12 protein-coding genes and 2 pseudogenes are annotated in these 15,217 nt (G+C 68.9%); 4 read left to right on the top strand and 10 right to left on the bottom strand.

The features are described from left to right. Positions 1 to 118: 118 nt before the first annotated feature. From ABD269_RS31600 to ABD269_RS31590, 3 genes are all read right to left on the bottom strand, one after another. Positions 119 to 385, bottom strand: a complete 267-nt coding sequence (locus ABD269_RS31600) for an exodeoxyribonuclease VII small subunit (RefSeq protein WP_344123460.1) — start codon at positions 383 to 385, stop codon at positions 119 to 121. A gap of 10 nt (positions 386 to 395) precedes the next feature. Beyond that, positions 396 to 1,616 (bottom strand): exodeoxyribonuclease VII large subunit, encoded by a 1,221-nt coding sequence (xseA, locus tag ABD269_RS31595; protein ID WP_344123458.1) that lies wholly within the window; start codon positions 1,614 to 1,616, stop codon positions 396 to 398. Positions 1,617 to 1,831: 215 nt separating this feature from the next. Continuing rightward, positions 1,832 to 3,187, bottom strand: coding sequence for an APC family permease (locus ABD269_RS31590; RefSeq protein WP_344123456.1), 1,356 nt, complete (start codon positions 3,185 to 3,187; stop codon positions 1,832 to 1,834). Positions 3,188 to 3,284: 97 nt separating this feature from the next. Between ABD269_RS31590 and ABD269_RS31585 the strand changes: the two genes are divergently transcribed. Continuing rightward, positions 3,285 to 4,298, top strand: a complete 1,014-nt coding sequence (locus tag ABD269_RS31585; protein WP_301894343.1) for a 4-hydroxy-3-methylbut-2-enyl diphosphate reductase — start codon at positions 3,285 to 3,287, stop codon at positions 4,296 to 4,298. A 64-nt stretch (positions 4,299 to 4,362) separates the two neighbouring features. After that, positions 4,363 to 5,148: a polyphosphate--glucose phosphotransferase gene (gene ppgK, locus ABD269_RS31580; RefSeq protein WP_301892700.1), complete on the top strand. Its 786-nt coding sequence runs from the start codon at positions 4,363 to 4,365 to the stop codon at positions 5,146 to 5,148. Between the two features lie 34 nt (positions 5,149 to 5,182). Here the strand turns inward: ppgK and ABD269_RS31575 are convergent. Beyond that, positions 5,183 to 5,425: pseudogene (locus ABD269_RS31575) on the bottom strand (DUF6542 domain-containing protein); the annotation flags it as partial. Positions 5,426 to 5,865: 440 nt separating this feature from the next. Between ABD269_RS31575 and ychF the strand changes: the two are divergent. Further along, the gene (gene ychF, locus ABD269_RS31570; RefSeq protein WP_344123453.1) at positions 5,866 to 6,954 is read left to right on the top strand and encodes a redox-regulated ATPase YchF; all 1,089 of its coding nucleotides are present in this window, start codon (positions 5,866 to 5,868) and stop codon (positions 6,952 to 6,954) included. 129 nt (positions 6,955 to 7,083) lie between these two features. On the opposite strand, the pseudogene ABD269_RS31565 reads toward ychF, so the two are convergent. The 6 genes and pseudogenes from ABD269_RS31565 to ABD269_RS31540 all read right to left on the bottom strand — a co-directional run bounded on the left by ABD269_RS31565 (position 7,084) and on the right by ABD269_RS31540 (position 13,954). Continuing rightward, positions 7,084 to 7,286, bottom strand: a pseudogene (locus tag ABD269_RS31565) (type II toxin-antitoxin system RelE family toxin). Positions 7,287 to 7,584: 298 nt separating this feature from the next. Beyond that, the gene (locus tag ABD269_RS31560; RefSeq protein WP_344123451.1) at positions 7,585 to 8,241 is read right to left on the bottom strand and encodes a hypothetical protein; all 657 of its coding nucleotides are present in this window, start codon (positions 8,239 to 8,241) and stop codon (positions 7,585 to 7,587) included. Positions 8,242 to 8,407: 166 nt separating this feature from the next. Continuing rightward, positions 8,408 to 11,248 carry a DUF4365 domain-containing protein gene (locus ABD269_RS31555; RefSeq protein WP_344123449.1) on the bottom strand — a complete coding sequence of 947 codons (2,841 nt, stop codon included), beginning with the start codon at positions 11,246 to 11,248 and terminating at the stop codon, positions 8,408 to 8,410. A gap of 431 nt (positions 11,249 to 11,679) precedes the next feature. After that, complete coding sequence (locus ABD269_RS31550; protein ID WP_344123447.1) at positions 11,680 to 12,189, bottom strand: SgcJ/EcaC family oxidoreductase; 510 nt, start codon at positions 12,187 to 12,189, stop codon at positions 11,680 to 11,682. 167 nt (positions 12,190 to 12,356) lie between these two features. Continuing rightward, on the bottom strand, positions 12,357 to 12,932 hold the full coding sequence (locus ABD269_RS31545) for a Uma2 family endonuclease (RefSeq protein WP_344123445.1): 576 nt from the start codon (positions 12,930 to 12,932) through the stop codon (positions 12,357 to 12,359). 68 nt (positions 12,933 to 13,000) lie between these two features. After that, entirely contained in the window at positions 13,001 to 13,954 is a 954-nt protein-coding gene (locus tag ABD269_RS31540; protein ID WP_344123443.1) for an alpha/beta fold hydrolase, read from the bottom strand. A gap of 359 nt (positions 13,955 to 14,313) precedes the next feature. Here ABD269_RS31540 and ABD269_RS31535 point away from each other — a divergent pair, with 359 nt between their 5' ends. Further along, complete coding sequence (locus ABD269_RS31535) at positions 14,314 to 15,066, top strand: GntR family transcriptional regulator (protein ID WP_344123478.1); 753 nt, start codon at positions 14,314 to 14,316, stop codon at positions 15,064 to 15,066. Positions 15,067 to 15,217: the final 151 nt, after the last annotated feature.

Raw genomic sequence — 15,217 nt, 5'->3', positions numbered from 1 at the left:
CCAGCCCGTCCGGCGTTTGAGGACAGCGCGCGAAGCGTGCTTCGGGGTCTGGGGCGGAGCCCCAGTTTCGGGAAGGGGCGGGGTGGGGGAAAGCCCGCCGCAGGCGCAGCGGGAGCCGTCAGTCCTGCGGGCCGTCAGTGGTCGGGGCATCCGCCGCAAGCGCAGCGTCAAGGCGGGCGCGCGCCCCCTCCAGCCAATGCCGGCACACCTGAGAGAGCTCCTCGCCCCGCTCCCACAGCGCCAGCGACTCCTCCAGCGTCGTGCCGCCGGCCTCCAAGCGCCGCACGACCTCGATCAGCTCGTCCCGCGCCTGCTCGTACCCCAGCACGCTCTCGCCCGCGTCGCCATCGGCATCGGCATCGGCAGCCGCATCCGTCTTCGCCATGCGGCCAAGCCTAAGCGGGGGGTGTGACAACGGCCCGCACCGTGAACTCGCCCTCCGCGACCCGCGCCCGCAGTTCCTCCTCGGCCGCCACCTCGTCGGCGGCGCGCACCACCGAGCCGTCCGCGTGCTGGAGCACCGCGTACCCACGGCGCAGCGTCGCCGCCGGGGACAGGCCGACCACGCGCGCGTGGGTGTGGGTCAGCTCCGAGTCCGCGCGGTCCAGCCGGTTGCCGAAGGCGCGCCGCCCGCGCTCCGTGAACGCCGCGATCTGGGCCGCCCGCTCGTCCACCATCCGCTGCGGCCGCTCCATGCTCGGGCGCGCCCGCACGGAGGCCAGCCCGCGCTCCTCGCGCTCCAGGTGCCCGGTGACGCAGCGCAGCGCGCGGTCCCGCAGCTGCCGTACGCGGAGCAGTTCCTCGCCCACGTCCGGCACGATCCGCTTCGCCGCGTCCGTGGGCGTGGACGCGCGCAGGTCGGCGACCAGGTCCAGCAGGGGGGTGTCCGGTTCGTGGCCGATCGCGGACGCCACGGGCGTACGGCATGCGGCCACCGCCCGTACGAGCTGCTCGTCCGAGAACGGAAGCAGGTCCTCCACGCTGCCGCCGCCGCGTGCCACGACGATCACGTCCACGTCCGGGTCGGCGTCCAGCTCCGCCACCGCCTCGATCACGCTCGGCACGGCGTGCACGCCCTGCACCGGGACGTTGCGCACCTCGAAGCGGACCGCGGGCCAGCGGTGCCGGGCGTTCTCCAGCACGTCGCGCTCCGCGGCGGAGGCGCGGCCGCAGACCAGCCCGATCAGCTGCGGCAGGAACGGCAGCGGCCGCTTGCGCTCGGCGGCGAAGAGGCCCTCCGCGGCGAGCGACTTCTTCAGCTGCTCCAGCCGCGCCAGCAGCTCACCGACGCCGACCGGCCTGATCGCGGCGGCGCGCAGCGAGAGCGAGCCGCGCGGCGCGTACCACTCGGGCTTGGCGTGCACGACGACGCGCGCGCCCTCCGAGACGATGTCGGCGACCTCGTCGAACACGGCGCGGTAGCAGGTGACGGACAGCGAGATGTCGTGCGACGGGTCGCGCAGGGTCAGGAACACGACACCCGCGCCCGGACGGCGGGACAGCTGGGTGATCTGCCCCTCGACCCATACGGCGCCGAGCCGGTCGATCCACCCGCCGATGAGACGGGACACCTGCCCTACAGGGATCGGGGCTTCGGGCGACGTGTTGAGGGCCATGCGCTTGAGGGTAGCGGCGGGGGTACGGGCCCGTTGCTCCCCCAGCTACCGCTGGGAGGTGCCCCCAGACCCCCGGGGTGCGCAAATCCAGCCCGTCCGGCGTTTGAGGACGCGCCCGCAGGGCGCCCCCGCCGCAGGCGGCAACGGACCCGCGGCCGGGGGTCTGGGGCACGAGCCCCAGTTCGGGAAGGGGCGGGGTTGGGGAAAAGACCCGCTCACCCCACCCGCGCCCGCCGCAACGTCTGCACCCCCAGCACGCCCAACCCCACCGCACACCACACTCCGCCGACCGACTGAGCCGCCCCCGCCGCCTTCACGATCACCGCGACCACCACCGCCAGCCCCAGCAACGGCACCACCACATGCCGCACCACCCGCACGGGCCCGCCCCGTTTCCGTACGGCGAACCACCCGATCACCGACAGGTGCAGCAGGGCGAAGGCGACCAGTGCCCCGACGTCGACCACCGACACCAGCCGGTCCAGGCCGTCGTCGCGCCGGGCCGCCCACACCGCCGCCACCAGGGTCACCGCCGCCGCGCCCAGCAGCGCGAGCCGTGGGACGCCGGAGCCGCGGTCCACCTTCGCCAGCAGGTTGGGCAGTCGCCTGTCGCGGGCCATGGCGAACAGCAGCCGGCCCGCCGCCGCCTGGCCGGCCAGCGCGGCGAAGGCGGCGCCGATCGCCTTGCTTGCGGCCACCAGGTCGTGCAGCCAGGCACCGGTCGCCGAGTCGACCGTGTCGTAGAAGGCCGACCCCTGGTCCGCCGGGTGCGCCGCCAGCTCCGCGGGGGACATGGGGGCGAGCAGCGCCGCCAGATAGGTCTGGAGGACGAACAGCACGCCCGCCACCACCAGACACGTGAGCACCGCCCGCGCAACCCGCTCGGAGCCCCCGGCCGACTCTTCCGCGAACGCGGCGATCGCGTCGAACCCGAGATACGAAAGGACCGCCACCGACACCGCCGTGAACACCGCCCCCGTCGACAGGCCGCCGTCCCCCGTCAGCGGAGACAGCCACCCGCGCCGGGCGCCGTGCTCCGACAGCGCGAAGACCGCCGAGGCGACGAAGACCAGCAGCACGGCGATCTCCATGGCCAGCACCAGGAACCCGACCGCCGCCGCGGCCCGTACGCCCCACAGGTTCAGCCCGGTCGTCACGACCACCGCGAGTGCGGTCCACACCCACTGCGGGACGGACGGCACGAGCGCGTGCATCGCGATCCCGGAGAAGAGGTAGGCGACCGCCGGGATCAGCAGGTAGTCGAGCAGCGCCATCCAGCCCGCGACGAACCCGGCCCCTTCGCCGAGCCCCACGCGCGCGTAGGTATAGACCGAGCCCGCCTGCGGTGCGACGCGCACCATCTGCGCGTACGAGACGGCGGTGAAGGCCATCGCCACGGTCGCCGCCACGTAGACCAGCGCGACCGCACCGTGCGCCTTGGCGTCGAGCGTGCCGAAGATGCCGACGGGCGCCATCGGGGCGATGAAGAGCAGGCCGTACACCACGAGGTCCCGGAAGGAGAGCGTGCGGCGCAGCGCGTCCTTCCGGCCGTCGCCGGGTGGTGTGGCCATGGAGTCGCCCCTCGTCGGTCCGTACCTCCCGTCATCGTGCACCAGCTCCGGCCACGACGCCGGTCGGCGGAACGCCCTCGGGGGGCGGGCCCGTACGATGGAGGGCATGACTGCTGCCGCCGCCCGCAAGGTCCTGCTCGCCGCCCCCCGTGGCTACTGCGCGGGCGTGGACCGCGCCGTGATCGCCGTCGAGAAGGCCCTGGAACAGTACGGTGCGCCGGTCTACGTGCGCCACGAGATCGTCCACAACAAGTACGTGGTCCAGACGCTGGAGAAGAAGGGCGCGATCTTCGTCGAGGAGACGGAGGAGGTGCCGGAGGGCAACATCGTCATCTTCTCCGCGCACGGTGTCGCCCCCGTCGTCCACGAGGAGGCCGCGCGCGGCAAGCTGGCCACCATCGACGCGACCTGCCCCCTGGTCACCAAGGTCCACAAGGAAGCCGTCCGCTTCGCCAAGGACGACTACGACATCCTCCTCATCGGCCACGAGGGCCACGAAGAGGTCATCGGCACCAGCGGTGAGGCGCCCGACCACATCACCCTGGTCGACGGCCCCGGCGATGTCGGCAACGTGACGGTCCGCGACGAGTCCAAGGTCGTCTGGCTCTCCCAGACCACCCTGTCCGTCGACGAGACGATGGAGACGGTGGACGCGCTCAAGGGCCGCTTCCCGCAGCTGATCAGCCCGCCGAGCGACGACATCTGCTACGCCACGCAGAACCGGCAGATCGCCGTCAAGCAGATGGGCGCCGACGCCGACCTGGTGATCGTCGTCGGCTCGAAGAACTCCTCCAACTCCGTCCGCCTGGTCGAGGTCGCCCTGGGCGCCGGCGCCCGCGCCGCCCACCTGGTCGACTTCGCCGACGAGATCGACGAGGCATGGCTGGAGGGCGTCGGCACGGTCGGCGTCACCTCGGGCGCCTCGGTGCCGGAGATCCTCGTCGAGGGCGTCCTGGAGTGGCTCGCGGCGCGCGGCTACGACGACGTCGAGACGATCACCGCCGCCCAGGAGTCGATCACCTTCTCGCTGCCGAAGGAGCTGCGCCGGGACCTGCGGGCGGAGGCCGCCGAGGCCGTGTCGGCCGAGGGCGACGGCGCGCGGAAGGCCTGAACCGGGCGGTCCGCCCGGGTTCTTCGAGGGGTGAGTGTCGGTCCCACCCCTTAGCGTGGTCGGCATGGACGTATTCGGCGTGGACATCGGCGGATCGGGCATCAAGGGCGCACCGGTCGACCTGAAGCGGGGCGAGCTGACCGAGGAGCGCTTCAAGATCCTCACGCCGCAGCCGGCCACCCCGGACGCCGTCGCGGACACCGTCCGGGAGGTCGTGGCGAATTTCGGCTGGTCCGGGCGGCCGGTCGGGGTGACGTTCCCGGGCGTGGTCGTCGACGGCACGACGTGCACGGCCGCCAATGTCGCCAAGGACTGGGTGGGCGTGGACGCGGCCGGGCTGCTCGGCGAGCGGCTCGACTCGCCCGTGACCGTGCTGAACGACGCGGACGCCGCGGGCCTCGCCGAGCTGCACTACGGCGCCGCGCGCGGCCGCCGGGGCACGGTCGTCGTGCTCACCTTCGGCACCGGCATCGGCAGCGCCGTCTTCACCGGCGGCAAGCTCGTCCCCAACACCGAGCTGGGCCATCTGGAGCTGAACGGCCACGACGCCGAGACGCGGGCCTCGACCCGCGCCAAGGACGAAGAAGACCTGAGCTGGCAGCGCTGGGCGCGCCGGGTGCAGCGCTATCTCGCCCATGTGGAGAAGCTCTTCACTCCCGAGCTCTTCGTCATCGGCGGCGGCGTCAGCCGCAAGGCGGAGAAGTTCCTCCCGCTGATCGAGGGCGTCAGCGCGGAGATTTTGCCCGCTCAGCTGCAGAACAACGCGGGGATCGTAGGGGCCGCGATGGCCGCCGGCGCGGCCTGGCCCGGTCCCGCCGCTGCTGCCTCATCAGCAGCATCCGGCGGGTGAACGCGATCAGCGCGGTCAGGGCGGTGCCCGCGTAGAGCCACCCGGCGTGCAGGGACAGCACGGTGACCAGGCCCATGGCCTGCCCGGCGAAGCTGTCCGGGCCCTCGGCGAGCGGCACCGCGCCGACCGCGAAGGCGATGGGCGCGGTCACCGGCGCGGTCACCAGGTCGGCCGGCCTCACCCACAGCGCGCAGGCCGAGCCCGCCACCAGGAAGAAGACGCCGTAGACGCCGGGCGAGCGGCCCGCCACGGAGTCCAGGGCGCCGACGGCCAGCATGGCCAGCGTGGTCAGCAGCCCGCAGCCGAAGCCGGTCAGCCGGGGGCCGGGCACCCGCAGCGGGGGAGAGGCGCGCCCGGAGCGCGCGCGGTAGACCGTCGCCTTCTCGCTCTGTCCCACGGGGTGTCCCACGGGGGAGGAGGGCCTGGGCACGGGGGGCGTGCGGCGGACCTTGGGCTGGGGCGCACGGGTGCTGGGTTGCTCCACCCGACCAAACTAGGTCGAGAAGCGGGAGGAATCCGACGTTGGACACGCGGTTTGGGCCACCTTGGCCGCGCGTTCGACTGATAGTCCTTCCGGGGCCGCGGTGCGGCACGGACCCGTAGACTGGTTCACCGGCCCCGCCGTGGGCCGCGGACCCTTTACACCCTTCCCGGGGAAGGCGGCGGCCGACCCGCTGCCGGAACCGACCCGGGAATCTCGCTACGGGAAGTCGCCACGTGTCGCTCACGATCGGAATCGTCGGTCTGCCGAATGTCGGCAAGTCGACCCTGTTCAACGCCCTGACCAAGAACGACGTGCTGGCGGCCAACTACCCGTTCGCCACCATCGAGCCCAACGTGGGTGTCGTCGGCGTCCCGGACCCCCGGCTGAACAAGCTCGCCGAGATCTTCGGCTCGCAGAAGATCCTCCCCGCCACGGTCGACTTCGTCGACATCGCGGGCATCGTGCGCGGCGCCTCCGAGGGTGAGGGCCTGGGCAACAAGTTCCTCGCGAACATCCGCGAGTCCGACGCGATCTGCCAGGTCATCCGCGCCTTCAAGGACGAGAACGTCGTCCACGTCGACGGCAAGGTCTCGCCCAAGGACGACATCGAGACCATCAACACCGAGCTGATCCTCGCGGACCTCCAGTCGGTCGAGAAGGCGGTCCCGCGCCTGACGAAGGAGTCCCGCCTCCAGAAGGAGAAGGTGGCCGTCCTCGCCGCCGTCGAGGCCGCCCAGAAGATCCTGGAGTCCGGCCAGACGCTCTTCTCCGCCGGCATCACCAAGGGCACCGAGCAGGGCGACCTCCTGCACGAGCTGCACCTGCTCACCACCAAGCCGTTCCTCTACGTCTTCAACGTCGACGAGGACGAGCTGGTCGACGAGGACTTCAAGAACGAGCAGCGCGCCCTGGTGGCGCCCGCCGAGGCGATCTTCCTCAACGCCAAGATCGAGTCCGAGCTGATCGAGCTCGACGACGACGAGGCGCTGGAGCTCCTCCAGTCCATGGGCCAGGACGAGCCCGGCCTCGCCACCCTCGGCCGCGTCGGCTTCGACACCCTGGGCCTCCAGACCTACCTCACGGCAGGCCCCAAGGAGACCCGCGCCTGGACCATCAAGAAGGGCGCCACGGCCCCCGAGGCGGCCGGTGTCATCCACACCGACTTCCAGAAGGGCTTCATCAAGGCCGAGGTCATCTCCTTCGAGGACCTCATGGCCACCGGCTCGGTGACCGAGGCCCGCGCGGCAGGCAAGGCCCGCATGGAGGGCAAGGACTATGTGATGGCGGACGGGGACGTGGTGGAGTTCCGCTTCAACGTGTGATCGATTCGTCACTGCGTGCGAGCTGATATTGCAAGCGCGCGAGTCAGAAGGGGTCGGTTTCTCCGGGAGCCGACCCCTTCGCCGTCGCCGTGCTGGATAAATCTGATGCCGGATCAGCTGGCGTCAGATTTAATGCACAGTGGAGTGGTGCCCGAGGTGCACGACCCACACCACGAGCTCTCCGTTGTCGATTGTGTAGACGACGCGGTAGCCGCCGACTCGCAGGCGACGGCGTTCTGGCTGCGATACGAGCGCCGTGGTGTTGAAACCGAGGGGTTGCTCTCCAGCTCGGTCAGTTTGGTCAGGATGCGCAGCGCCATGCCACGGGGGATCTTGCGAAGCTCGGCCTGCGCCTCGGGGCGAAGCTAAAGGGCTCGCCTGTCGGAGCGAGCCCTTTGGTGCGGATTCGCACGGCTGTAGATCACTTGCCCTGGAACGGAGTGACCAGATTTCTGTGTTCCGAGCCGTTCACATTCAGCTTCGCCGGGGGGGGGAGGGGTGTACGGAGCCGGATCTATTTTGTGGAGGCCCCGGATCCGAAGCGCGGGCTGCTCGAACGGCTCGAAGCCAACAGAGAACCGGAGCGTAGGCTGCCTTGCACTGGGCGGGCGGTGTCCGGCAGCGCAAGATTCAGGGCATACGTCTTCTGCGGATGGGCAGAATACTCAAGGCCATGACGGTACCGTCGGCATGGAAGGAAATGGGCCCGCTCCACCTGCTGGCTTCGCGGTTTCCGTTCCATGCCGAGCGGAGTTCGTAGGCCATTCTCCGGTAGTCCTCCACATGCCCTTGCTTGAGCAGCCCGTATAGGTCCTCGGTCATGCCGGAGAACGCTTCGACGCGTACGGACCCCATGCGGAAGACGTGATCCGTGCCGACGAACTTCACGTCGCCGAATTCGATTTCTGCGTCATCGACGCTGGACGTGGCGGAGAAGGCGGGCACCTCGTAGTGCTCTCGTCCTTGGCGTGCGGTGAGGTACCGCGCGGTGCTCTGCCCTCCGCCTGAGAAAGCGGCCAGACCGGCCGCCCCGGTGCGGGCCAGGAGTTGACCGAACCAGCCGAGGTCGTCCGCACCCACCTGGAAACCGTCGACATTGCGCGTCCGCCTGCCCTCGCGGGCCGGTATGCGGATGGTGTTGGGATAGGGGATATCGGGTTTGTCCCTGATCTCTTTGTCGGCGCTTCCAGGAGAACCCGGTAAGCGGAGGGGAAGCAGGGCTTCGCCCGGTGACTCCAGGACGTTGACCACGATGCCGCCCTGTCCCATGAGTTCGGTGGACAGCATCAGGCACGGTGTGGTGTTCCATGGGCCGATTTGCATGCCCTCGGTCAGCTCGGCGCCCTTGACCAGTTGCTGGATAGTGGTGCTCCGGGTTCGGCCACTTCTCTTGCTCGGCTTCTGGTGGTTTTGGAATAAGCAAGGCTTATGCCATCTGATTCGCCTTACAAGATCAGAGGTCAATCGATCCCGCGACACTGCGAACCCTGGCGCTCGAATGCTTCCGCAGACGCTCCGTTGCGGCCTTGACAGCAGGGTGAACAGCTCGACGCCCCTGTAGTGCCTGGGCCATGGCAAGGGGGACGATCACACTGTCGTGGGCGACTGCAACAGGTATGGTTGCGAGCGCGAATTCATCTGGCACGTCGTCGCTCGCGCGGAAGGCGATCTCCCAGGCTGCAGCCGACCGCACCGTGTGGTGTCCATCGGCGAGCAAGACGGAGAGGACGGCGGCGCCCTGCCCTTCCTGGCGTCCGTGCAACTGGGCAACGGCCTCTGCGCGTTCGTTGTGCCCACCTGACAGGAGCCTTACCAGTCGTGAGTCGAACTCCTCGGGTGGTAGGAGGCCGAGTGCTGCAGCCAGCCATGACACCGGGCTACCGACCGGTGTGAATCCAGGTGGTGCGTACGGTGCGACGTCGCTGTCGACGCGCTCACGAAGCCGCTGAACAGAAGGAACGAGTAGATCTCTGGCATGTTGCGGAATACTTACGATACCGCGCGCGAGCACGGCACACGCCCCATGGACATGATCGCCGGTGGCTCGAGGGTGAGCGAGCAGATCGGCCAGGACCTGCCAATCCCCAGACATCGGGTGGTTGATGCTCAATACGGCCAGGTTATATCCGACGTCCCGGGACAACATGGGCCATGTGCCGGAATCCAGTTGAGCCACCAGGGAGCGGACTCCGGATGAGAGATGTGAGACGACACGGTTCACGGTTTCGCCGGAGAGCTCCGCGACCCTGCCGAGGGCAGCGAGCGCTGACGCGTTCCCCGTTTCCGCCAGCTCGGTCAAGGCAGTGACAGCGCGAGTGTCGTCTGTCAGACGGCCGAGCATGGCCAGAGCGACCTCGTCCGGAGAATTGGCCGTCCATGTCAGTGCGCGTTCCAGCCAGCGGGACCGGTCCTGTGGATCGGTCAGGCTCTCGTCCGATAGAGCGCCCACAATGCTTGTCAGGGGGTTCTCGATACTGCTGCCTTCCCAGGGACCGTGTTCGAGGATGAAGTTCCTGGCCTGGGCGTGGATATCGAGCGAGGCCGCCTCCAAGAGCCCTCGGAGTGCGCGAGCGGCAAAGTACGGAACCAGGCTGTGCTTCGCGACATCTTCCGGAACAGGCGTTTCGCCGGTGAGGACTCCGAGGCAATGACTGGCTGCTGCGGTCGCCTCGGGTTCGGACAGAAGATCACCGGTGGTGCGCCACAGCTCCCACAATGCCGTGTAGCTCCGGGTGTGACCGGGCATCGTCGGCATGCTTCTGACGTGTTCGGTCAATGGGCTGAGCGGACCAAGTCGGCGTAGCCTGCGCACGGCTTCTACCAGTGAGGACGTGTCACCGCTCTGCTGGAGCAACTTGAGGCCGTGACGGATCGACTCGTTGGGCGAGTCAAAGTCGAGCTGCCGCGTTGCGTCCAGAAGCAATTGACGTCCTTTCAGTGACATATAGGCACGCCATGTGCCGACGTGCGCTGACGCTGCAGCGATGTGTATGGCGGTGGCGAGCCGGCTGTAAGCAGGATGCGCGTTGAACAGCCGGACGGTTCCTTGCTGCGCCCAATCGGTGAAGTCCTGATTCACCGTCCCTTCGTAGGCGCCTGCAAGGTTCTGGGACCGCCACCAGGAGGCGGCGGTGTCGCTGCTGGTGATGAACTCCTCAAGACGTTTTGAACCCAGGGGAGCGGCCCGGAAGATGGATTCGGCTGCTGCCGAGGCAAGGGCGGAGATCGTTGGGTCCGTGGGGGCGAGAAGCACGGTGATGCGGGCCAGGGCGGCGTCTTCGGCAGCCCCCGTTGGGTCCCCGAGTTCGGAGCGGGCCCAGGCCCGGTGCACCAAGAGCCATGCGTGGTCCGCCGGTTCGGCCTGGTCGCGACTGATCTCCGAGTTCAGGAGCTCGACGGCGTCGGTGTGCCGATCTGCGCTCAGCAGGCCGTACGATGCCGTGACTGTAGCGGCCACTCGGGCTGCCTCATGGGGAGCGTCCGAGATGAGCTGAACCAGTGCCTCTGGACTGTCCTCGCTGATCAGCATGGAAAAGGCCGCCACGAACCTCCAGTGCCAGTCCTTGTGGGATGAAGCGTCGTTCAATGTCGGTACGGTGACGTGGGTTTCGGCGAAGTGGTGCAGATCGGAGATCCGGTGCTGAATCAGTAGGGCGACCGCTTCGGCGGGGTCGACGGGTGAGCCGAATCCCGCGTTTCGGTGCGGGGCGATGAGTCGAGGTGCAAGCAGCGCATGGCGCAGACGATCGGCCGGGGCAATCCGGAGGGACTTCCTGGACCATGCGGAACCCTCCCAGGACTGTCCCCTGCGTTTGCTCGTGGCGACTTCGAAGAGCCTTGGCAGTGCGGACCGGCTGATGCTCTGGGCTGCTGGGACAAAGATCTTGTGCCCCTTGCCTGTGTTGCGCACCGACGCCGGATCGATTTCGACCCAGTACGAGGTACGGGCGTCCAGGTCGCGAAGGACGAGAATCACCGGGATGTCGTGGCGGATCCAGCTGTCGAAGTGCCGGGAGTGCTCGGCCCGGTACCACCAGCCCGAAGTACTTCCGTCGCTGTCACGCTGCGGGGCAGCGAAGTACGCAGTGCCTTCGGATGCTGATCCGGATTTGACCTGGACACCGAACAACAAACCGGCGTCGAACCCCCGTTCGTCTCTGACCTGAACGATGAGGTCGAGCCCGAGGTCGTGCTCCTGAGGTACCTCGATAGGGCCCTGCCCCAGGCGTTCGAATTCTGCCTTGACCTCGGTGTTCCCTGCAGAGCCGATGATTCCGGTCCGGTGGGCTCGCATCTCTCTCCAATAGTGCTTCTGGGCCGACTCGCTTCCGCCGGGTGGGGGCCTGGCGGTCTCACGGGGGACGTGGGTCATTCGCCGTGGCAGACGCGGCGCAGGTCGATGAGCTGGCTGGTTGGATCGTGGCGGCTAGGGTTTCCGGTGAATGTCGCGTAGCGCCACCGTATGGGCCGAAGGTGCCTTCGGCCTGCTCAGTCGGGCTAATCCCACCTGTGTCGGGCCGCTTCGTCGTTGGCAACGCCCTCACTGTGACGCCTGGGCTGCATGGTGCCGAGATAGTCCTCCCGTGCTGGGATGACGCCCTCCAGATCCGCGTTTCCGCAGGTGGGAGTTCCGTAATAGATATTTCAACGTGTGCCCCCGGCTGTGCGAAGAGGGCCGAGCTCCGGTGAGCTCGGCCCTCTTCGCGTTGCGGCGGAGCGGTGGTCCTACGGCACCACCGAGGAGTGGTGGTTGACGATCAGCCAGTGCCCGCCGCGCAGTTCGTAGACGAACGTGTAGCGCGCGTCGGTCCTGCCGGCCTTGCCGTTCTTGTCCGTCAGGGTGAACTCGTACAGGCCGGTGTCGATCGCCGACCTGGGTCCGAGAACGGTGATGTGCCGCTCCTGGATCCTGCCCCGGGGCTTCTGCTGGAGGAAGTGCTCGAAGTAGTCGACGATCCTGTCGTGAGTGGTGCGGATCTCCGACGACTGGGTCGGCAGCAGGACGGCGTCGGGGGCGTAGAGAGCCGCGACGGTGCGGGCGTTCCGTGTGGCCAGCGCCGCGTTCCACCGGTCGAACAGGGCGGCGATCCGCCTCGGGGCGGGCTTCGCGGCAACCGCGTGGTGCGCCGTACGTGTGTCAGGGGACGTACTCCCGGAGGCGTGGGCCGGACCCGCGCCTGCGAGCAGAACCGCGGCGGCGACGACGGCTGTCCGGACGGGGGTTCTCCGTGTCATGGGTCCTCCGGTGATCCTCAGCGGAACGATCAAGTCCGCTTTCAGCATCACCTCCCACCGCGACCGGGGCACGCCGACCGACGGCAAGCGGGGCAGGACTCGCTGCCGGCACAGGCGAAAGGGGCGGTGAGCCGGCCCTTCCGGTCGTCACCGCCCAGGGCGGCCGTTCACTTGCCGGGAACGAGCGCGTCCAGGTCGAGCTCGATGTCGAACGGCACGGGACGCTTCAGGACGCTCCGGAAGATCCCGGCCGGGGCGTAGCGGCCGGTCGGCCCGTCCAGCTCGTAGACGTGGACGACCGGTGCGCCGCTTTCCTCCTCGATGCACCAGTAATTCGGAATCCCCGCTTTGGCGTACTTGTGAAGCTTCACTGTCCTGTCGCGGTGCGCGGACTCAGGTGAGACCACCTCCACCACCAGCTGCACCTCCTCCGGCGCGAACCAGGTGCGGTCGGGGGCGAAGGGAGCTGTGGTCACCAGAACATCGGGTTCGGGGCGGTTGCGCTCGTCGAGACGGATGGTCATCTCCCGGCCGACCTTGATACCTGCGGGGGCCTGTTTTTTGAGGGCGAACGTGAGGTCGTCGACGATCTCTCCGTGCCACCAGCGCTGCGGCGACATCATGAATACAAGGGCTCCGTCGATCAGCTCGGTGTGCCGTGGCGCATGCGGGAGTCGGTCCAGATCGTCCGCGACCCAGCCCTCGGGCCGAGGCGGATGCATCCAGTCAGGCAGGGCGGTCATGGCTCCACCGTAGCGACTCGGCCGGGCCCCGGCCACGAGATCCCGGGCAGTACGCCCGCCCCTGGGCGTCACCCGAAGAAGTCCAGCAGGGCCTCCGTCACCGCTTCCGGTTGTTCCTCCACCAGGTAGTTGCGGGTGTTCTTGATCTCCTTGACCTCGACGTCCGTGCCCTGGGTGGGGAGGGCGCGGCGCATGTAGTCGTAGAAGGCGCCGTAGGCCAGGCCCAGCATCGGGGCGGTCACCTTGGGGTAGGCGTTGAAGTCCGCGATGTCCTCGCGGTAGGCCTGGAACCAGCCCTGGCTGGCGCGGATCGCGTCCGGGGCGGAGTAGGCGCGGGCGTAGATGTCGCGGTCGCGCGGGGTGATCGCGTCCGGGTTCAGCAGGCTCAGGTTGAACATGTAGTCGACGAGGTGGCGGTAGCGGCCGTCGGCGAGCAGCTGTTCCGGGAGGTCCTGGACCTGCTGGAAGGCGAGCCACCAGCGGTGGGGGCCCTGGTCACCGGGGCGGGGGACCATGGGGAAGTCGTAGTAACTGTCGTCGATATGGGTGGTGTTGAGGATCGCCACCTTCGCCGTGGCCGCCGGGTGGTTGGCGGCGTGGGCGAAGGCGACCATGGCGCCGATGCCGTGCCCGGCGATGTTGATCCGCTCGTGGCCGAGGTGGCGGGCCAGCTCGTGGACGTCCCGGGCCATGTTCTTCTTCGTGAAGCCGGACCGCGGTTTCTCCGAGCCGCCCATGCCCCGGATGTCGACGGCGATGACCTGATGGCGCTCGGCCAGGGCGGGCATGACCTTGCGGTACTCCCACCACGTCTCGGGCCAGCCGGGCAGCAGGACCAGCGGGGTGCCCTCGCCGCCCGTCACGTAGTGCAGCCCGACCCCGTTGACCTCGGCGTACCGGCTGCTGAAGGCGCCGTCCAGGGTCGCCGCCAGACGGGCGTCGGCGGTTTCCCCGGCCGTGACGCCCGTGACGCCGGTGGTGCCCGTGACCGGATCCGGTGCCGTGTCGGTGTCCGTCGGCATGGCGCTCCCCCTCGACGCTGCGGGTTTGAACTTCAAACCCTGCGGTTTCGATGAAGATAACAACATCGGGGGAGATCGGCCAGAGGCTCCCGGGAGGCAACTGGGGCGCTCGGAGCGGCAGTTGACGACCCCTCGCTCCGTCACGGAGAGTGGCGGACGCGCGGTATCGGATGGTGAGCGTGCGGCGCATAATTGCAGAAGTGCCTGGGGGGAGTGCCGGTCGCACATGCGGCTCTCGCCGCCAACTACACGTCCCTGAACTGCAATTCACTGCATCTAGTGAATCCTTGGCCTGTAGTTGCGCATCGCAACCCAGGGTTGCCAAGCTGTTGCGGACTGTCAACCTGTTGGGAGTGGCCGTGGCCTTCGGTGACCAGCCCGCATACCTCCGAGTCGCCGGTGATCTTCGCCAGAAGATCGTCGCAGGCGAGCTGCCGCCGCACACACGCCTCCCCTCCCAGGCCCGCATCCGCGAGCAGTACGGCGTCTCGGACACCGTCGCCCTGGAGGCCCGCAAGGTCCTGATGGCCGAGGGCCTGGTGGAGGGGAGATCCGGGTCCGGCACCTATGTGCGCGAGCAGCCCGTCCCGCGCGCCCTGGCGCGTACGGGCTACCGCACGGCCGGCGAGTCCACGCCGTTCCGTCAGGAGCAGGCCGACAGCAGGGTCAAGGGCACCTGGGAGTCGCGCAGCGAGCAGGTGGCGGTGGACTCCGCGCTGGCGCGCAGGCTGCGCGTCGCCGCGGGCGACCGCGCGATGCGCACCGACTATCTCTTCCGGGCCGGGGGCGAGTCAGTGATGCTCTCCACCTCCTGGGAGCCCCTCGCGCTCACTGGGCGCACGCCCGTGATGCTCCCCGAGGAGGGCCCGCTGGCCGGGCGCGGCGTCGTCGAGCGGATGGCCGCCATCGACCTGATCGTCGACAACGTCGCGGAGGAGGTCAGCGCGCGGCCCGGCCTCGCGGAGGAGGTGCTGGCCCTCGGCGGCGTCCCCGGGCACTACGTGGTGGTGGTCTCGCGCACCTATTTCGCGGGCGGCTGTCCGGTCGAGACGGCGGATGTGGTGGTGCTCGCCGAGCGCTATCGCGTCGCGTACCACCTGCCGGTCAAGTAGCCCGGCCGTGTCCGCTACCACCCGTCCGTTAAGCGGCCATGAAGGCCGCGTGAACGACCTCCGGACCGTCGGCGCGAGCGCCCTGAAGATCGGTTTTCGGCCGCCCGTGATCCACTCCCCGATCTGTACCGGCAGGTAGGAAGTGTGCAGT

It is taken from the genome of Streptomyces blastmyceticus (assembly GCF_039521185.1).
GTDB classification, from domain to species: Bacteria; Actinomycetota; Actinomycetes; order Streptomycetales; family Streptomycetaceae; genus Streptomyces; species Streptomyces blastmyceticus.
This window is presented reverse-complemented; position numbering and strand designations above follow the sequence as displayed.

Bases quoted from the DNA above. Each gene is read 5' to 3' on its own strand.
- xseA (WP_344123458.1), bottom strand. From the start codon at position 1,616: ATGGCCCTCAACACGTCGCCCGAAGCCCCGATCCCTGTAGGGCAGGTG.
- ABD269_RS31555 (WP_344123449.1), bottom strand. From the start codon at position 11,248: ATGCGAGCCCACCGGACCGGAATCATCGGCTCTGCAGGGAACACCGAG.
- ABD269_RS31585 (WP_301894343.1), top strand. From the start codon at position 3,285: ATGGAGGGCATGACTGCTGCCGCCGCCCGCAAGGTCCTGCTCGCCGCC.
- ABD269_RS31540 (WP_344123443.1), bottom strand. From the start codon at position 13,954: ATGCCGACGGACACCGACACGGCACCGGATCCGGTCACGGGCACCACC.
- ABD269_RS31600 (WP_344123460.1), bottom strand. From the start codon at position 385: ATGGCGAAGACGGATGCGGCTGCCGATGCCGATGCCGATGGCGACGCG.
- ABD269_RS31560 (WP_344123451.1), bottom strand. From the start codon at position 8,241: ATGCTGTCCACCGAACTCATGGGACAGGGCGGCATCGTGGTCAACGTC.
- ppgK (WP_301892700.1), top strand. From the start codon at position 4,363: ATGGACGTATTCGGCGTGGACATCGGCGGATCGGGCATCAAGGGCGCA.
- ABD269_RS31550 (WP_344123447.1), bottom strand. From the start codon at position 12,189: ATGACACGGAGAACCCCCGTCCGGACAGCCGTCGTCGCCGCCGCGGTT.
- ABD269_RS31590 (WP_344123456.1), bottom strand. From the start codon at position 3,187: ATGGCCACACCACCCGGCGACGGCCGGAAGGACGCGCTGCGCCGCACG.
- ABD269_RS31545 (WP_344123445.1), bottom strand. From the start codon at position 12,932: ATGACCGCCCTGCCTGACTGGATGCATCCGCCTCGGCCCGAGGGCTGG.